The organism is Flavobacterium sp. N3904, from assembly GCF_025947305.1.
GTDB lineage: Bacteria > Bacteroidota > Bacteroidia > Flavobacteriales > Flavobacteriaceae > Flavobacterium.
Map to the genome: position 1 here is coordinate 3,835,390 of NZ_CP110009.1, position 15,761 is coordinate 3,851,150.

General features: G+C 36.0%; 11 protein-coding genes. 2 read left to right on the forward strand and 9 right to left on the reverse strand.

Annotation, left to right across the window (positions count from 1 at the left end):
* Nucleotides 1-20 precede the first annotated feature (20 nt).
* On the forward strand, nt 21-800 hold the full coding sequence (locus OLM57_RS16235; RefSeq protein WP_264564740.1) for a transcriptional regulator: 780 nt from the start codon (nt 21-23) through the stop codon (nt 798-800).
* 71 nt (nt 801-871) lie between these two features.
* Nucleotides 872-1,480 (forward strand): ATPase, encoded by a 609-nt coding sequence (locus tag OLM57_RS16240; RefSeq protein ID WP_264564741.1) that lies wholly within the window; start codon nt 872-874, stop codon nt 1,478-1,480.
* 1,506 nt (nt 1,481-2,986) lie between these two features.
* Here the strand turns inward: OLM57_RS16240 and OLM57_RS16245 are convergent.
* The 9 genes from OLM57_RS16245 to OLM57_RS16290 all read right to left on the reverse strand — a co-directional run bounded on the left by OLM57_RS16245 (nt 2,987) and on the right by OLM57_RS16290 (nt 15,759).
* Nucleotides 2,987-3,166, reverse strand: a complete 180-nt coding sequence (locus OLM57_RS16245) for a hypothetical protein (protein WP_264564742.1) — start codon at nt 3,164-3,166, stop codon at nt 2,987-2,989.
* Complete coding sequence (locus OLM57_RS16250; RefSeq protein WP_264564743.1) at nt 3,159-3,392, reverse strand: hypothetical protein; 234 nt, start codon at nt 3,390-3,392, stop codon at nt 3,159-3,161. Before OLM57_RS16250 ends, OLM57_RS16245 begins: the two co-directional genes overlap by 8 nt.
* A 407-nt stretch (nt 3,393-3,799) precedes the next feature.
* The gene (locus tag OLM57_RS16255) at nt 3,800-4,555 is read right to left on the reverse strand and encodes a hypothetical protein (protein WP_264564744.1); all 756 of its coding nucleotides are present in this window, start codon (nt 4,553-4,555) and stop codon (nt 3,800-3,802) included.
* Between the two features lie 1,162 nt (nt 4,556-5,717).
* Nucleotides 5,718-6,443 carry a TMEM175 family protein gene (locus tag OLM57_RS16265; RefSeq protein ID WP_264564746.1) on the reverse strand — a complete coding sequence of 242 codons (726 nt, stop codon included), beginning with the start codon at nt 6,441-6,443 and terminating at the stop codon, nt 5,718-5,720.
* 466 nt (nt 6,444-6,909) lie between these two features.
* The gene (locus OLM57_RS16270; protein ID WP_264564747.1) at nt 6,910-7,833 is read right to left on the reverse strand and encodes a carbohydrate kinase family protein; all 924 of its coding nucleotides are present in this window, start codon (nt 7,831-7,833) and stop codon (nt 6,910-6,912) included.
* 120 nt (nt 7,834-7,953) lie between these two features.
* Nucleotides 7,954-9,516, reverse strand: coding sequence for a glycoside hydrolase family 32 protein (locus OLM57_RS16275; protein WP_264564748.1), 1,563 nt, complete (start codon nt 9,514-9,516; stop codon nt 7,954-7,956).
* A 7-nt stretch (nt 9,517-9,523) separates the two neighbouring features.
* A complete protein-coding gene (locus OLM57_RS16280; RefSeq protein WP_264564749.1) occupies nt 9,524-10,921 on the reverse strand; it encodes a DUF4960 domain-containing protein in 1,398 nt (465 codons plus the stop codon).
* Between the two features lie 20 nt (nt 10,922-10,941).
* Complete coding sequence (locus tag OLM57_RS16285) at nt 10,942-12,633, reverse strand: RagB/SusD family nutrient uptake outer membrane protein (protein WP_264564750.1); 1,692 nt, start codon at nt 12,631-12,633, stop codon at nt 10,942-10,944.
* A gap of 21 nt (nt 12,634-12,654) precedes the next feature.
* Nucleotides 12,655-15,759 (reverse strand): SusC/RagA family TonB-linked outer membrane protein, encoded by a 3,105-nt coding sequence (locus tag OLM57_RS16290; protein WP_264564751.1) that lies wholly within the window; start codon nt 15,757-15,759, stop codon nt 12,655-12,657.
* Nucleotides 15,760-15,761: the final 2 nt, after the last annotated feature.

The following is a 15,761-nucleotide window of genomic DNA, read 5'->3' on the forward strand; positions in this document are numbered from 1 at the left end:
CTCATAACTCAAAACCAACAATGAACTACATCAAACACCTCACTGGTTTCTTCGACCGTATAATCCAGGATCCAAACCTCAACCCTACACACGTCAGTCTATACATGGCATTATTCCAATTTTGGAATCTAAACCGTTTTAACAATCCAATCAGTATAACGCGGGAAGAAGTAATGCACATCAGTAAAATTTGTTCCAAAGCAACCTACCACAAATGCATGAGGGAATTAAACGAAAAAAAATATATAAAATACATGCCCTCATTCAATCCATTTAAGGGAAGCATGGTAGTCCTTTTCGATTTTTCGGAAGACTTAAAACCAATCCTCAAAAAAGCAGGAAATAGCCAAAAAAGAAAACCAAATAATGAACAGCCTCTGAACACGCAAGGAACAAGTAGTGAAACAGGCACTGAACAAGCACTGGTATCTTCTATAAACTATATAAACAAAACAAACCATTTAAACATTTCAAACGTGGATGAGCCATCACAAAATTTTAAAATGCACGTAGCGTTCTCCAATTATGAAAAAAAGAAAAAAGAAAAAATCCACCCTACTTTTGATGAAATCAAAACCTATTTTGCACAACAAAACTTCCCCGAACTCGAAGCACAGAAATTCTTCAATTACTTCTCGAGTAACGGCTGGCTTGTTGGTGGCAAAACTCCGATGATCGATTGGACAGCAGCAGCACAAAACTGGATGTTGAATGCTAATAAATTCAACCCATCTGCAAAACCAAACAGGGCAAAACACCTCAACACCACCACCGACAAAAACTTTTCAGAACCTCTTTAGTTATCGTTGCAAATAGCACTTTGCGAACCTTGCGTCCTACCTTTGCTCTCTTTGCGGTTAAATTCTAAACTATGGAAACACAAATAAATTCACACTACAACTACGGTGAAGTAATCATCTGGCTAGAAAAAAAAGGTGTTGCATTATACGGTAATCATTTCAAAATCCTGGACAGCGACCACCCCATAATATTCAAACTAATTGCCTATTTTCTAAAAGACGAATCAACTTGCAATCAATTTAACATCGACCTAAACAAGGGAATAATGGTATCGGGTCCTGTGGGCTGTGGCAAAACGGCATTGATGAATCTAATGAAACACCTCACACCCATTGCTCACAAATTCTCCGTAAAACCATGCCGGGACATTAGTTTCGAATTCATAAAGGAGGGCTACGAAATTATCCACAAGTACAGCAAGTCTGCACCTAAAACAATATGTTTTGATGATTTAGGCACTGAAAACAATCTCAAATACTTCGGCAACGAATGCAACGTCATGGCCGAAATCCTACTATCACGTTACGACCTATTCATCAGTCGCAAACTCCAAACCCACATCACCACCAACCTATCCGCCTCAGAAATCGAACACGCCTACGGCAACCGGGTACGCTCCCGAATGCGTTCTACACTAAACCTCATAGCCTTCGACAAAGACACTAAAGACAAACGATAACATTTCACAACAATATTGTCACCTCAAAACGAGAAGTGAACGATTGAGAACTAGCAAGCAGCTTCCAAAATCGAAGTCATAGTAAACAACAGAAATAAACTAATGAAACCGTCCTCTCCCGCCCTTATAGTTTTACTCCAGAAAATCACGGTAAGGTTTTACGCGCTGGCCGCAGGGAGTGCCCCCCGAGTGAGTGCTCAGCACGAACGGCTGGGGTCACGATAGAGAAGCCGAAACGTAGTGAGGCTCATCGAACCCCGATAACAATAAGGAATAAGTGAGATAAATGCTTTCCGATGATTTTTGGTGTAAAAGTATTGAGGATTGAAATCGACGATTCATGAATACAAAAAAACAATATTAAACCATGAATATTTTTTGCTTCTTTTGAAATCAAAGATTCAGCAAACACCACTTATAAAAAATTTAAGCAAGCTAAAAAATGAAAAAACTCCAAATAAAACAACAATGACCTAATGAAAAACGTCCTCTCACCGCCCTTATATTTTTGCGCTAAAAATCACGATAAGGATTTGCGCGCTGGAAGATGGGAGTGACCCCCTAGCGGAGCGGCTGGGGTCACGATAAGAAGATCCTTTCGATGATTTTTTGTGCGAAAATATTCAGGCTTGATCTTTTGTTTCTTTTGTATCAAGACAAAAGAAAAAATCTAGGGTCAATATACGAAAATCTGTCGATGCTTTTTGGAGTAAAAATATTCAGGCTTGATCTTTTGTTTCTTTTGAAATCAAAGATTTACGAACTCCATTAAATCAATAATACAGGAGTAATCAAGACAAATTGAAGATTCAGCGAATACCAATTATAATAAAAATTAAGTGAGCTAAAAGAAAAAATGCTCTTAATCCACAAAAAATTTCTTTATTACCCTCCTCTCCCCGCCCTTATATTTTTGTGCTAAAAATCACGATAAGGATTTGCGCGCTGGAAGATGGGAGTGATCCCCTAGCGGAGCGGCTGGGGTCACGATAAGAAGATCCTTTCGATGATTTTTTGTGCGAAAATATTCAGGCTTGATCTTTTGTTTCTTTTGTATCAAGACAAAAGAAAAAATCTAGGGTCACGATAAGAAGATCCTTTCGATGATTTTTTGTGCAAAAATATTCAGGCTTGATCTTTTGTTTCTTTTGAAATCAAAGATTCACGAACTCCATTAAATCAATAATACAGGAGTAATCAAGACAAATCGAAGATTCAGCGAACACCACTTAGAATAAAAATTAAGTGAGCTAAAAGAAAAAATGCTTTTAATCCAAAAAAAATATCTTCATCTCCATCCTCTCACTGCCCTTATATTTTTGCGCTAAAAATCACGATAAGGATTTACGCGCTGGCGCAAGATAGTGACCCCTAGAATCACCAAACGACCAATCCAACAATCCAACAATCTAATAATCGAGCATCCAACAATCGAACAATAAAAAAGCCCAATCCTTTACGGTTTGGGCTTCATTTAGTTAATCGTTAAACAATTAACACCAATAACTACTTCTTCTTGTGCTTCTTGACGATAAATTTAAGAATAATCGACAATACAAAACTGACTATCGCTCCAATAGCAGCCAATAAAACAGTTTTCAAAACATCCTCCGAATGCAAATTCGGGACTATACTCAAAAAAGTACCGCCGGCAGTACCAATTAATGTTGGATTACCGCTAGTCATCCACAACTTCTTGAAGGATTCCTTCTTTAACGGTAGTAATCTGGCTCACCGCCGACAATACGCCCCCGGCAACTGCTAGATAACCTCCGATAGAACTAACTACTATTGGTAAAGCTATAGGCGCAGCCACGATAGTTCCGCCAACAGCTGCCAAAGCGAGTCCAATATTTCGAAGCACTTTGAAAAATTTTGGAGTTGGGGCTATCACCCTTTTTACTATATTCATAATTTATGAAATTAAGATTAAACAATTAATGAAACCTTTTTTGAACAATCCAAAGCTTTATAAGCCAAATTTTTAACTATAGCAAAAGCTTGTTTGGACTGCAGACCTATACCAGATACAGAAGGTTATCTTTTATAGAAGCAATACAGCCATTAATTCTTATGGATCATTATTGGCAGGATGAAGCAATATAACACTTCTGTTTTTCTCATCAAATACCGCCATATGCCGTTGCTATTTCCGACTGTAACGCTGTCTCAATAAATACTCCCCCTCTGGAATACAGGAAAACCCTTTCTCATTATTGAGTCAAGGCAATTCAATGGTATAACAAATGATTCTGTCCTCACATTTGAGTTTTCAGATAGTTCCATCAGGGAAATAAGTCTAGAAAATACTATATACAGCTACAGTCCACTGACCTGAACCAATGACAATGGATTGTAGGCACCATTTTTCAGCGTATACATTTTACCGTTCACAGCCTGATAAAACTCCAGTCCCAGAGCCAAAAACAAAGGTTTTGTGCTATTGGCAGTCACAGCATTTAAATGAGTGATGGCCGCTGTAGGGGTATTGTCCCACGGCAAAATAGCCGTTTCAGACGTGGCGGTAACGAATGTTTCTGCTTCAAAATCAATTTCAGCACCAGCCGATATGATTTTAAAATGAGTGGTACCACTTGGTGCAGCAATCATATCGGCAGGTATAAACGATTCCAAATCAACGGTGATTTCACCGCTAACACGATCAATTCCTCCCACAAAAGGAGCAAATAGCGTCGTCCCCAATTTTCCTGTGATATTAAAATCAAAGCCATTAAGTAATTCGGCTTCGCCATCGATAACGTTTCGAAGTCCACGGTCATTCGTTGCATCGGCCTGAATCACTTTTACCATCAGCTGAGTAAGTCTGCTGACCATTCTGCTGTCTGAGGAATTAAGCAGTAAGGTACGCAATGCCAAACGCAAGGTTTTTCCAGCCTTGCCCGCTCTGCCAAATTCCGACCCGTTCTCGCGGGTACGCTGAAACGCAGGATCGCTGGCAATTCGTTTGGCATCAATGCCACCTTTTTCACGGGCAATATACCCATCCTTTGATTTATAAAAAGTAATATCTCCGATAGTACCTTTCAATTTAATTATGCCTTTCTGTTTTGCCATAATTGTTTAAAATTTAAATTAAAAAATGATTGATCTACTCTTTCATCCTGAATATTCGTTGCAACTAAATCGGGAATGATCTCAGCAAATATTTCAACAATTAAAGCACATTTCAAAAGCACAGTGTCAAAAACGGTACTAAAAAGCCTATAATAACCGCTTTTAGTCAATCAAAAACAAAATATTTTTAGTATTTTTGATGTGTACAATAAGGGTACTCAAAGCCGTACCCTAAGTATAGATAGTGTATTAAAAAGAGTAATGTGATAACAGCAAACATCAGGGTATGTATTTATCCAAAAGATGTACAACGTATTACTGGTAAAACATACAGACAGGCAAGGTTGTATTTAAATAAAATTAAAGACAACTTGAATAAAGAACCACATCAGTTAATTTCGATAGAGGAATTCTGTAGCTATTCTGGCCTTCAGCTGGAACATGTTTTACGTTGTATAATCGGATAGCATATTAGGCAATAAAGCCTCTGTCCAATTCCTCTAAAATAACAATACCTGTTCAATAAGCAGTTCAAATAAACACACAAATTAGTCTGTAACAGATACAGCACCTATGGAGTGGTATTTTATTAGATAAATATTCCAGTTTAAAAAATCGAAGATTCATAAATACCCCGCTCCACAAAGAGTTCGTCAATAATCCCTCCCCACCTGCTCCGCAAAGTCAATAACTTTGTTTTTTTTTAAATAAATCTTGAAAACAGAAAACAAGTCAAAAGTCCCTCTGCTGGTGCGAGTGCTCACGAAGCAACAAAAACACAAAATTCATGGTAGATTTCTTCGCACTTGCTATGTCTCGTTTTTTCTCAAAAAAAGTAATATAAATAATATCAAGCGATAATACTACGCAATAACCTCCTCCAATATTGTCATTCCGACGGAGAAGGAATCTCAATTGTTAGAACCCAATCGCTGATTTGCACACGAACGAAGGGAACTGACAAAGTAATTCATGCTCACACAGTATATCAACTTTCTAAACTCCCGCTCATCGAGGTCTTTTTACCTCGCTATCGGTCGTATTTTCCTTCGTGAGAATGAGAAGTTTGGTTGAGTATGGTATCTCACAAGGTAATTAACTTGAAATCCTGTGTAGAAAGGAAAGGTTAGCATCCTCATTAATTTCTGATTATGTCTATCAACTACGCTTTTACTATTTTTTTTACTTTCTTTTTAAAAATATAGTGATTAACGATCAAAACAATAGGAATTAAAAAATAACAAAGACCAGCATATAATTCAAAGTCAAAATAAGCAAAGGTCAAGGCAAACAATCCAATAAAGCTGTTCAACAAAGCACCTTTAACTTCTTTTTTTGTAAATAATAATTCAAACTTAGAAAAGCCAAATTGATCAGCTAATTGTATTACGTGTTGATGCAGTAAAAAAATGATAAGCCAAATCATGAAATAACCTAAACTGAATAAAATTATTAATTGCGGAAAATCATTATTAGAAAGTATTACAAGGCCTTCATGTTTTGCTTTTGCAAATAAATCGACACCAAACCATGATGAAATAAGAAGAGAAAATAGAAATTTTAATGGATAGAGATAGAATATGACTATTGCCAAATAGGCCAAATTTAATATAATAGTAATTAAATCATTAAGTCCATATCTTCGAAAAAATATATATTGGCGATACCAAAAAAGAAAAACGAGGGCCACGGTTAAGAAAAAGGGAATAGCTCCTTTGGTGATTTCTTTTAGCTCATAAAAAGTTTGTGGAACTTCTAGCGAAGCGACCAAAAGCGAGACAGAAAAAGCAAAAACAGCATCACTTAGGCCTTCAATACGAAATATTTCTTTGCCCCGATAACGAAATTCACGCTGCTGTAATGACGAATTTAGAAACTTTCGTACCATGACAGTTATTTTTAAAACTATAAAGCAATTTGATTTGTTTCTCGATAGATGGTAAATAAATTATATAACAAAGATAAAAAATACCAGTAAGAAAACGGCTTATAACAGCTAATAATCGCCAATATTTGCTATCGGTTTCGGTAACTTATATTTTCTTAACCTCGTTTTTCGTTAGTGGAGAAACTCCGTTCTCCTAAGTGCCCACCCTACCGCACGTATTCTTTCGTGTAATAAGCTATTGCCAAATCGCAAACATCCTGAAAACTATCACATCGTAAATTACCTCGGCGAACAAAACTTCTAAAGTACAGAATGTTTTAAATATAGTTACCCCAGATTACTTATTTGTTTTTTATGCAAGTGCGCAACCTTAATTTCACTAACGCTCCTCTTTGCACAATGAACTTTTAATCTTTAGTTTAAGGATTTAAGAAAGGTAAAACTTAACTTTAGATGCTCCAGAACCCTATTTTTTAATAGTCTGTTTTCTTTTTTCAATTTTCATATAATCACTAATTGTCTTTTCAGAAATCTTTGGATTTGCTCCTTCTTCCCCAGCTACTAAAGCCCCAATTGCACAAGCATAATTCAATGACTTTTGAGGTGACTTCCCTCTTAATAATCTTACTATTAAGGAAGCCAAAAATGAATCCCCTGCACCAACAGTATCAACAACTTTAATAAAGTAACCACTATTATAATAAAATTTTTCATTATAATACAAAACAGCTCCAAATGCACCTTTGGTAACACATACTTGTTTTGTATTTGTTTGGTCTGCAATAAATTTAATATTTTGCTCAAATGAATTATAAGGAGAATTTAATTTTCTGCTTATTTCAAATAGTTCTTCATCGTTAAGCTTGATGAAATCAGCTTTAATCATAAGTTCTATTAAGACATCAGTTGTATAATAAGGTGCTCTTAAATTGGCATCAAAAACTTTATATTTTGCTTCTTCCAATAAAACATTTAAAGTTGACCTAGATTCTTCATCCCTACAGATTAAACTTCCGAAAATAAAAACATCGGCTTCAGAAACTTTTGTCATAACATCATCATTCAGTCCTATTTTATCCCATGCAGAAGGATATAGAATATCATACGATGCATTCCCCTTTTCATTGATCATTACATTAACTACACCCGTTTTATACTCTTCACTAATTTGAATTACATTCGTATCAATCCCCTTTTCAGTTAAAAAAGAAACAATTTCCTTACCATCAGTATCAGAACCAACTTTACTAATTATTGTTGAATCTGCGCCAAAGGATTTCATTCTAAGTGCTACGTTCAATGGTGCTCCTCCTATTTTCTTATGAGTAGGAAATACATCCCACAACACCTCTCCATACGTTACCGCTTTCACTTTAAATAATTTAATCATTTTTCTTTATTTTAATAAATTAAAGGGTAAGAGCAACAGTCTTACCCTTTTAAACAAACTTAACTTAATCTAACATTATTTTGTACCCAAATAATCAATGAATTAGGATAAATCCCTTTGTTATTCTGGTTTTGTTACCTGAAGATCTGAAACAGTAAAGTTTTGTCCTTCAGCTATAATACCCCATTTATTTTTATCTCTTCCATAAATACGATTACTTAATGCTGCTTTCCCGTTAATGTAAAGAATACAAACACTTCCTTCAGCAACAATTTCAAAATCATATTTCACGCCCGATTGAAATTTAAACGGAATCCTGGTTACTTCTTGCGAAGCAGAATTATATCCTACAATTTTACCTTGGCTAGGCTCAAAAGCAATTTTATAATAGCTTCCGCCATCATTGGTCTGAAATACAAAACCAGCTGAACCAGTTGCATTTCCAAGAGTGAATTGTCCTTTTATCTTAACTTTTTTCTCAACATTTTTAAATAACACCATCGCCTTCTCCGATGTACCATCTAAATTATAAGTACTATTACTTTCTGTTACATTCCCTATAGTAGTGGATGTTTCAACCTTGATACTTTGAGCAAATAAGTCTTTTACCGACTGTGGTGCTTGAGCTCCAAGAGTTCCGTCTGTATTTTGTATCAACTCATGAATAACCATATTTCCAGCCCACTCTTTATTTCCAGTATCATTATCCGGTGATTTTCTGGCATTCCAGCCAAAAACGTAACGTTTATTTCCATCTGAGGCTGTTTTTCCTGCATAGAAATATTCACCGTCAATCCTATCATTTTCAGGAGTGATCCAAGGTCCATTGATTGAAGATGCGATTCTGTAATGTGTTCCTTTTGAACCACCCCAGTTTTCTGAGAAAAACAAGTACCAATAATTACCCATTTTAAAAATATCCGCACATTCCATCATCAGATAATTTTCCTCTGCAGTAGTTGTATAAATCGGCAGTTGAACAGTCCAATTACCGGATACTAGATCATCACTTGTAAAATGCAATAAAACAGCTTTCCTTCCTGGCTCAGTTTGGGTGCTTACAATCATTGAGTATTTTTTTAATTCCTCATTATAAAACACATGAGGATCTCTAAAATCATAATTGTAGTATCCTGCTGGAGCTGTGATTTTAAACGAAGGAACTTTTGTCCAGTTTTTCAAATCGGTGCTTGTGGCGCATAACACGCTTTCTCTGGCATTAGATTGTATAAAAGCTGGCGTTTCATTGTGGCCTGTATAATAAAAGTAATATACATTACCCAATTTAACAACTGAACCTGTTCCTATGGCAAAATCCGGATCGGTAGCATCTCCGAATGGAATCATTTGACCCTCATATGAAAATTTAACTAAATCGGCACTTTGAAATTCATGGATATCATGAAATCCTTTTCCGGCAGGTTTATTCTGGGCATCATGCAGAAAAAAGATATGGAATTTTCCGTTATCAAAATAAGGCATTATGTCTCCTGTATAACCTGCACTATAGTAAGGGTCTGTACCACCCATCCATTGGGATGGTGGTACAGGATAAATACTTGTCATTTCTACGGGACCTCCAGAAATGGAACCGCCAATATAGGTATCATCATTTTGACTGCAGGAAACCAGCGAAAAAAAGATTGATGATACAATCATTATTTTTTTATAATTCATTTTCATTGTATGATTATTTTTTAACTAAATAATTAATACTGTTTTGCGTCAAAAGTTTAATGTTATTCAAAAATTCATTAGCCTGACTTGGAACACCGCTACTATTTGTTTCATTATACCAGTCGTATGCACCCATTGAAATAACAATTACGTTTTTATCTGTGGCATTATTAGGCCACTCAGCAATAGTTACTCGACCATCAAGTGAATTATCCCATGACTCACTCGCAAGATTGGTACCGCCCGTTTGATTTCTCCAACCTTCACCATTAACATAACCTCCCCATTCTGGAACAAACCACCAAGCAGTATGATTCAACCTAAAAGTACCACTCTGCAATAAATTTGCTTTTCCGGTTTCATAAGTAGTTAACCCTTCGAAAATTGGGTGGGTTTCATGTCCAACAAAAGACATTCCCCACGAATTCCCATCTACAAACCCATTAGGAGGAAAATCTCCAAAAACGTTGTTAGGTCCTTTTCCAGAAGGAACTATACCTAAAGCATCAACATATTGGGATGCAAAAGTGGTCAATAGCAGATTACCTCCGGTGGCACGGTAATTCTTCAAGGCATTCGTTACAACAGGATTGTAAGCTACGGCAGGCAAATTTGTGGCAGAATCAAAATGCCACCATATTACATCCACATCACTTAAATCAGCACCGCTAAGTATATTGTCAAATGATATGTATTTTGCTCCTGGAAAATTTTGGAAAAGCCAGTCTGAAGCGGTTTTTTCATCCATATTTGTAATTCCTGCTCTATCTGGCGCCATTCCTAAGAATGCAACCACTAAACCAGTTACAGGTACGCCTACATTTGCGGTATAGTTAACGCTTTTTCCGTTAGAAGTAACTACGAATATAACTGGGTTAGTAAAGTCAATGGTAGTTCCCGATGCTGGAGAAATTGAAACTCCTTCCGTTAATTCAATTATAGGTTGCAAAGCCGTCAAATTGGTGTTTTCTGGCAAAGTCATTGTAATGGTTTTACTCACATCATTGATAACTGCAGCAACAGTGTTGATTTTGAAACTCTTAATCGGACTCAAGACAACCACCGTAACTGTATAATCTTTATACAAATTACCATTCACAACTCTAAACTTAACCGGGTTCGTAAAATTTATCGGTTTTGTCGAATCCAAATTTGTTGTAGCCTCTTCTTCTAAAGTCATTTCAGGTGTGACAGCAGTAATTTCGGAACCGTAAGGCATCGTAACACTAATTTTTCCTGTCTTTTGATCAATGGCTCCATTTACTCCATTTATTTTAAAAGAAGTAACATTTGAGGGAGAATCAACCTCAAAACCACCATTTTCAAAACTGTCTTCGCAAGCTGAAATCACGAAAATCAATGCCAAAGCCATAAAGGCTTTGGTCATATTTTTATATATTAATTTTTTCATATTTTTCGTTTTATAAATGATTAATAACCTGGATTTTGTTTGTATAATCCTTGACTGAAATTAATTTGCTTCAATGGAATTGGACAATACTCTTCTTTATTTTTATCAAAAAAGGCTTCTTGATAATAAGTTCGTTTTGTTTTTTCCTTCGCATAAAAGTCATTCATCACCTGTTCAGTAACGCCCCAACGAACTAAATCAAAAAATCGATTTCCTTCCATTGCCAGTTCCAAACGTCTTTCCCAACGCAATGCCTTGCGAGCAAAATCTTGCGTCCAAGAACAATTTGTTCCATTGATATAAGGGCTTATTTTAAAATTAGTAACATAAGTAAGTCTCCCAGTACTTGCCGATGCTCTATTTCTAATTTCATTGATCAATGGTAAAGCTTCATCTTGTCTTCCTAATTCGATTAAAGCTTCAGCACGCATCAGTATTACATCCGCATAACGAATTTGTATTCTATTTTTTGAATTTCCGTAGAAGGGATCAATGTTTACTACACAACTGCAGCTTGGAGCCACATTTTCTTTTAAAGAGGCATAATAGCCGTATGTTCCAGGAGATCTTACCCAAGCTTCAACGTAGAGAAATTCAGGGTCGTATTTATAAGGCAAACCAGGCATTGCAACAGTGTGATATAATCTTGGATCTACAGTGAAATCATCTAACTTTTTATAATCAAAGTCTGTGTCATTATAGGTGTCAAATTCTGGCAAACCGTTTGATCCCGTTTTAAATGCATTAACCAAATTCTGACTTGGTTTGTGAAAATCACAACATCCTAATCCCTGTGGAGTGGAAAGTACATCTGAAAAATTCAATCTTCCATATAGAGTACCGTCACTGTCAGAAAATTGAATGGAGAAAATTGATTCAGGACCATTTTCAAAACTGCCCGGTAAAAAATTATTTGCAAAATCAGGCTCTAAAGAAGCTGAACCCACAACTTTATCAGTAGCAGCAATAACTTCTTGCAGATGCTGTTGATTTATACCTGTTACCGTAAAATTATCATCTTGGGTATAGGCTTGATACAAGCGAGTTTTAGCCAAATAAGCATAGGCTGCCTTCTTTGTGGCTCTTCCAACTTGCGTTTGAGTATCTGGCAAAACAGCTGCTGCCGCCTCAAAATCTTCGGCAATTTTGTTCCATAGTTCCTCATTTGATAAATCATGATTGGAAATAGTATTATACTTTTCAACTGGAATATCTTCTGTAATGTAAGGAACATTTCGGAACATGATTTTAAGCATAAAATAAAAATGGCCTCTCAAGAAACGCATTTCGGCAATTCGTGTCTTTTTCAAAGGATAATCCGCTTCGTTAAGTTGTTCCAAAGCATGCAAAGCTTTATTCGCTCTGGAAACTCCAACATAACTGATGTACCAAAATGAGTCTAATTCTCCAAAATCTGGTCTTATGTTATTAGACACTTCAAAAAAATGGAAATCCTGAATATCGTTTGTACCACTTCCTCCTTTATAGGCATCATCGGATCGAACATTCCCAAAAGGCCATAAACTATATGGCGAATCATAATGATCATTCCCCAATTGTGCATAAGCCGCATTCATGTAGCCATCTATAGTGGCAGGTGTAATGATATCCTTTTCAGACAGAACCCCTCGTGGCTCATTTTCTAGAAAATCAGAGCAGGAAGAGAATATTCCCAACAACAAAATTCCTGTTATATAAAGTATTTTTTTCATGTTTTTTTATTTAATGATTAGTTATAGTGCCAAATTGAGTCCAAGTGTGAATGTCATTGGAATTGGATATCCAAATGCAGGACTTTCAGGATCAACACCAGTGAATTTTTTAGCATCTAGTATTATTAAATTTTGCCCGCTTAAATAAATACGGAAATTATCTATACCCGTTTTTTTCAAAAAATCTATCGGCATAGTGTATCCCAATTGCAGTACGCGAAGTTTTAAATAATTTCCATTTTCAACATAGTAAGTAGAAAATCTGGACTCTGCATTTTTATCAACTGTTGTCAAAGCTGGAATTGTAGAATTCGGATTATCCAATGACCACGCATTAAGTAAACGAGTTCCTTTGTTAGACCCTACGTCGTCAACACTCCAAAAATCAGTCTGATACTTTGTTGTATTGATTACATCAACGTCATTCACACCCTCCCAAAACATAGTGAAGTCAAAATCTTTATACTTCAAATCTAAATTAAATCCATAAAGATATCCTGCATTCGGGTTCCCTATCCAAGTACGATCTTTATCAGTAATAGTTCCATCACCATTCAAATCCTGATAACGAATGCGTCCAAGGCCTTTCCCTTCCTGATTGGCCGAATTATCAACTTCGTCTTGGTTTTTAAATAGTCCATCAGCAACATATCCGTACATTGAATTTATTGGACGACCCAAAATATTGTCATTTAAACCATCTCCTCCGTAATTATTTTTAACTTCAGCAGGCAATTCCGTAATTTTATTTTTATTGGACGATAAATTAACCGATACACCGTATTTAAGCCCAAATGAAGTTTCATCTTGATAGCCTAAAGTAAATTCCCAACCTTTATTTTCCATAGAAGCTCCATTTACCCAGCGATTTCCTCCTTCACCAATTACTCCCAAATAAGGAGGCAATACCAAAATATCATTAGTCTCTTTTACATAAAAATCTACCGAACCATTTAATTTTTGATTAAAAAATCCAAAATCTAAACCTATATTCGTTTGGGTTGTAGTCTCCCATTTTAAATCATCATTCCCCGATTGCGTCGCGATAAATCCCGATGGCAATAATCCGTTTCCGTTTCCAGCTATATCATAAGCCGTTCCGAATGAAGTTGCCCAGGTCGGGCTACCGCCTGCATAATTGGCAACATACAATGAATACACTGCTGTATTACTGATTTCCTGATTTCCGGTTTGACCCCAGCCTGCACGCAGTTTTAAATCAGAAATTACAGGAACACTATTTACTATAAAGTTTTCCTTACTAATTCTCCATCCGGCAGAAACTGCAGGAAAAGTACCAAATTGGTTGTTTTTTCCAAAACGAGAAGAACCATCATAACGTATTGTAGCCGAAACTAAATAACGACCATCATACTCATAATCTGCCTTTCCAAAATAAGAAAGCAAAGAATAAGCAGTTGAAGTACCGCTCGTAAACGATTCACCGGTTCCTGCATCAGGATACATATAATCGGGTGTTTCAATTAAAAAATCATTTTTACGTAAAGTATTGGTATCAAAAACATCTTGATACATTTCAGTTCCTGCCAGCAAACTCAAATTACTCTTTCCTGATTTCAAACTGTAATTTAATGTATTTGTCCATGTCCACTTATCACTTATCGATTGATCAATGGTAACTGAGTTTTGGTCGTTTTGTAGATATCCTGATTTATAACTTCTTTGTAAAGTGCGCTTGTTATAAGACCCGTAATCAATACCAAAACTGGTTCTGATATGCAGATTTTTAATGATTTCCAAATCGGCAAAAGCATTCCCAAAAAGTCTCAAATAATTGTATTTATTATCTTTATTATAGTCTAATAGTCTTACAGGATTTTGTCTGTCGTTCATACCTCCAACTGGTCCTCCCCACCCTTTTCCGTCCACAGTATGAACCGGAATTAAAGGCAAAGCACGAAGTGCAGGATCAAGAACTCCAGGATCCGTTATTTCATTGGTTCTGTTAAAACTGAAGTTTTCCCCTATAACTAGTTTTCCGTCAAAATATTTATACGAGCCATTCATCCTGGCTGTAATTCTTTGGAATTCCGTTGTTTTTACAACACCTTCATTGTCATAATAGCCAAGAGAAAATAAATAATTCCCTCTTTCAGTACCATTGGAAACTTCCAAATCATAGGATTTTGCAATTCCGGTTTGTGCAATTTCTTCATACCAGTCGGTATTCGCAGATTTTAATGTTTGTCCAGAATCTAAATACTCAGGAACCAAAACTTTATTCAATTGCGGCTTGTTATTTACAACAGACCAATCAAATTGATAACTTAAATTATTGTTATTGGGATTTAATCCATCATTGATATTAGCCTGCCAGAGTGCTTGACCAAATTGATTACTATTTAAAACTTCCAGTTTTCGCGAATAATTTGAAAAAGAAGTGTACTGATTAAAATTAATTCTAGTTTTACCTTCTTTTCCTTTTTTGGTAGTAATAATAATTACACCATTCGAAGCGCGGGAGCCATAAATACTGGCCGAAGACGCATCTTTTAAGACCTGCATCGATTCAATATCGTTAGGATTTAATTCATGCATCCCTGATTTGGTAGGTACACCGTCAATTACATAAAGTGGATCTGTATTATTTAAAGTTCCAACTCCACGTATCACAACTTTTGTGTTTCCCCCGCTCGGAGAACCATCAGCTGAAACTTTTACCCCAGCTATTCTTCCTTGTAAAGCTATGATTGGGTTTGGTGTCGGTTGTTTCATTAATTCTTTCATATCAACAACAGCTACTGCTCCTGTAATATCTTTTTTCTTTTGTTTAGTATAACCTACTACAACAACTTCATTCAATTGCTTATTTTCTGGTTTTAATGAAATTTTTAATACCTTTTGTCCATTGACCGCAATCGTTTGAGAGGTATAACCCATAAAAGAGATTGTGAAAGTAGCATCAGGAGAAACATTCTTGGCAGAAAATTTTCCATCAAAGTCAGTCATAACATTTATATTACTTCCTGAAATAAGTATGTTAGCCCCCGGAATCGGCATTCCGTCATTAGATGAAATTACGGTACCGTTTACTGCTATTTCCTGAGCTGTCGCAGCGAGCAGCGGAAAAAATAAAAACAGTAAATAAAAAATTTTACTTTTCATAA

What these genes read in the sequence shown, in the direction of transcription:
- OLM57_RS16280 (WP_264564749.1), bottom strand. Translation starts at nt 10,921, where the DNA reads ATGAAAAAATTAATATATAAAAATATGACCAAAGCCTTTATGGCTTTG.
- OLM57_RS16245 (WP_264564742.1), bottom strand. Translation starts at nt 3,166, where the DNA reads ATGACTAGCGGTAATCCAACATTAATTGGTACTGCCGGCGGTACTTTT.
- OLM57_RS16270 (WP_264564747.1), bottom strand. Translation starts at nt 7,833, where the DNA reads ATGATTAAATTATTTAAAGTGAAAGCGGTAACGTATGGAGAGGTGTTG.
- OLM57_RS16275 (WP_264564748.1), bottom strand. Translation starts at nt 9,516, where the DNA reads ATGAAAATGAATTATAAAAAAATAATGATTGTATCATCAATCTTTTTT.
- OLM57_RS16235 (WP_264564740.1), top strand. Translation starts at nt 21, where the DNA reads ATGAACTACATCAAACACCTCACTGGTTTCTTCGACCGTATAATCCAG.
- OLM57_RS16285 (WP_264564750.1), bottom strand. Translation starts at nt 12,633, where the DNA reads ATGAAAAAAATACTTTATATAACAGGAATTTTGTTGTTGGGAATATTC.
- OLM57_RS16240 (WP_264564741.1), top strand. Translation starts at nt 872, where the DNA reads ATGGAAACACAAATAAATTCACACTACAACTACGGTGAAGTAATCATC.
- OLM57_RS16250 (WP_264564743.1), bottom strand. Translation starts at nt 3,392, where the DNA reads ATGAATATAGTAAAAAGGGTGATAGCCCCAACTCCAAAATTTTTCAAA.
- OLM57_RS16255 (WP_264564744.1), bottom strand. Translation starts at nt 4,555, where the DNA reads ATGGCAAAACAGAAAGGCATAATTAAATTGAAAGGTACTATCGGAGAT.
- OLM57_RS16265 (WP_264564746.1), bottom strand. Translation starts at nt 6,443, where the DNA reads ATGGTACGAAAGTTTCTAAATTCGTCATTACAGCAGCGTGAATTTCGT.
- OLM57_RS16290 (WP_264564751.1), bottom strand. Translation starts at nt 15,759, where the DNA reads ATGAAAAGTAAAATTTTTTATTTACTGTTTTTATTTTTTCCGCTGCTC.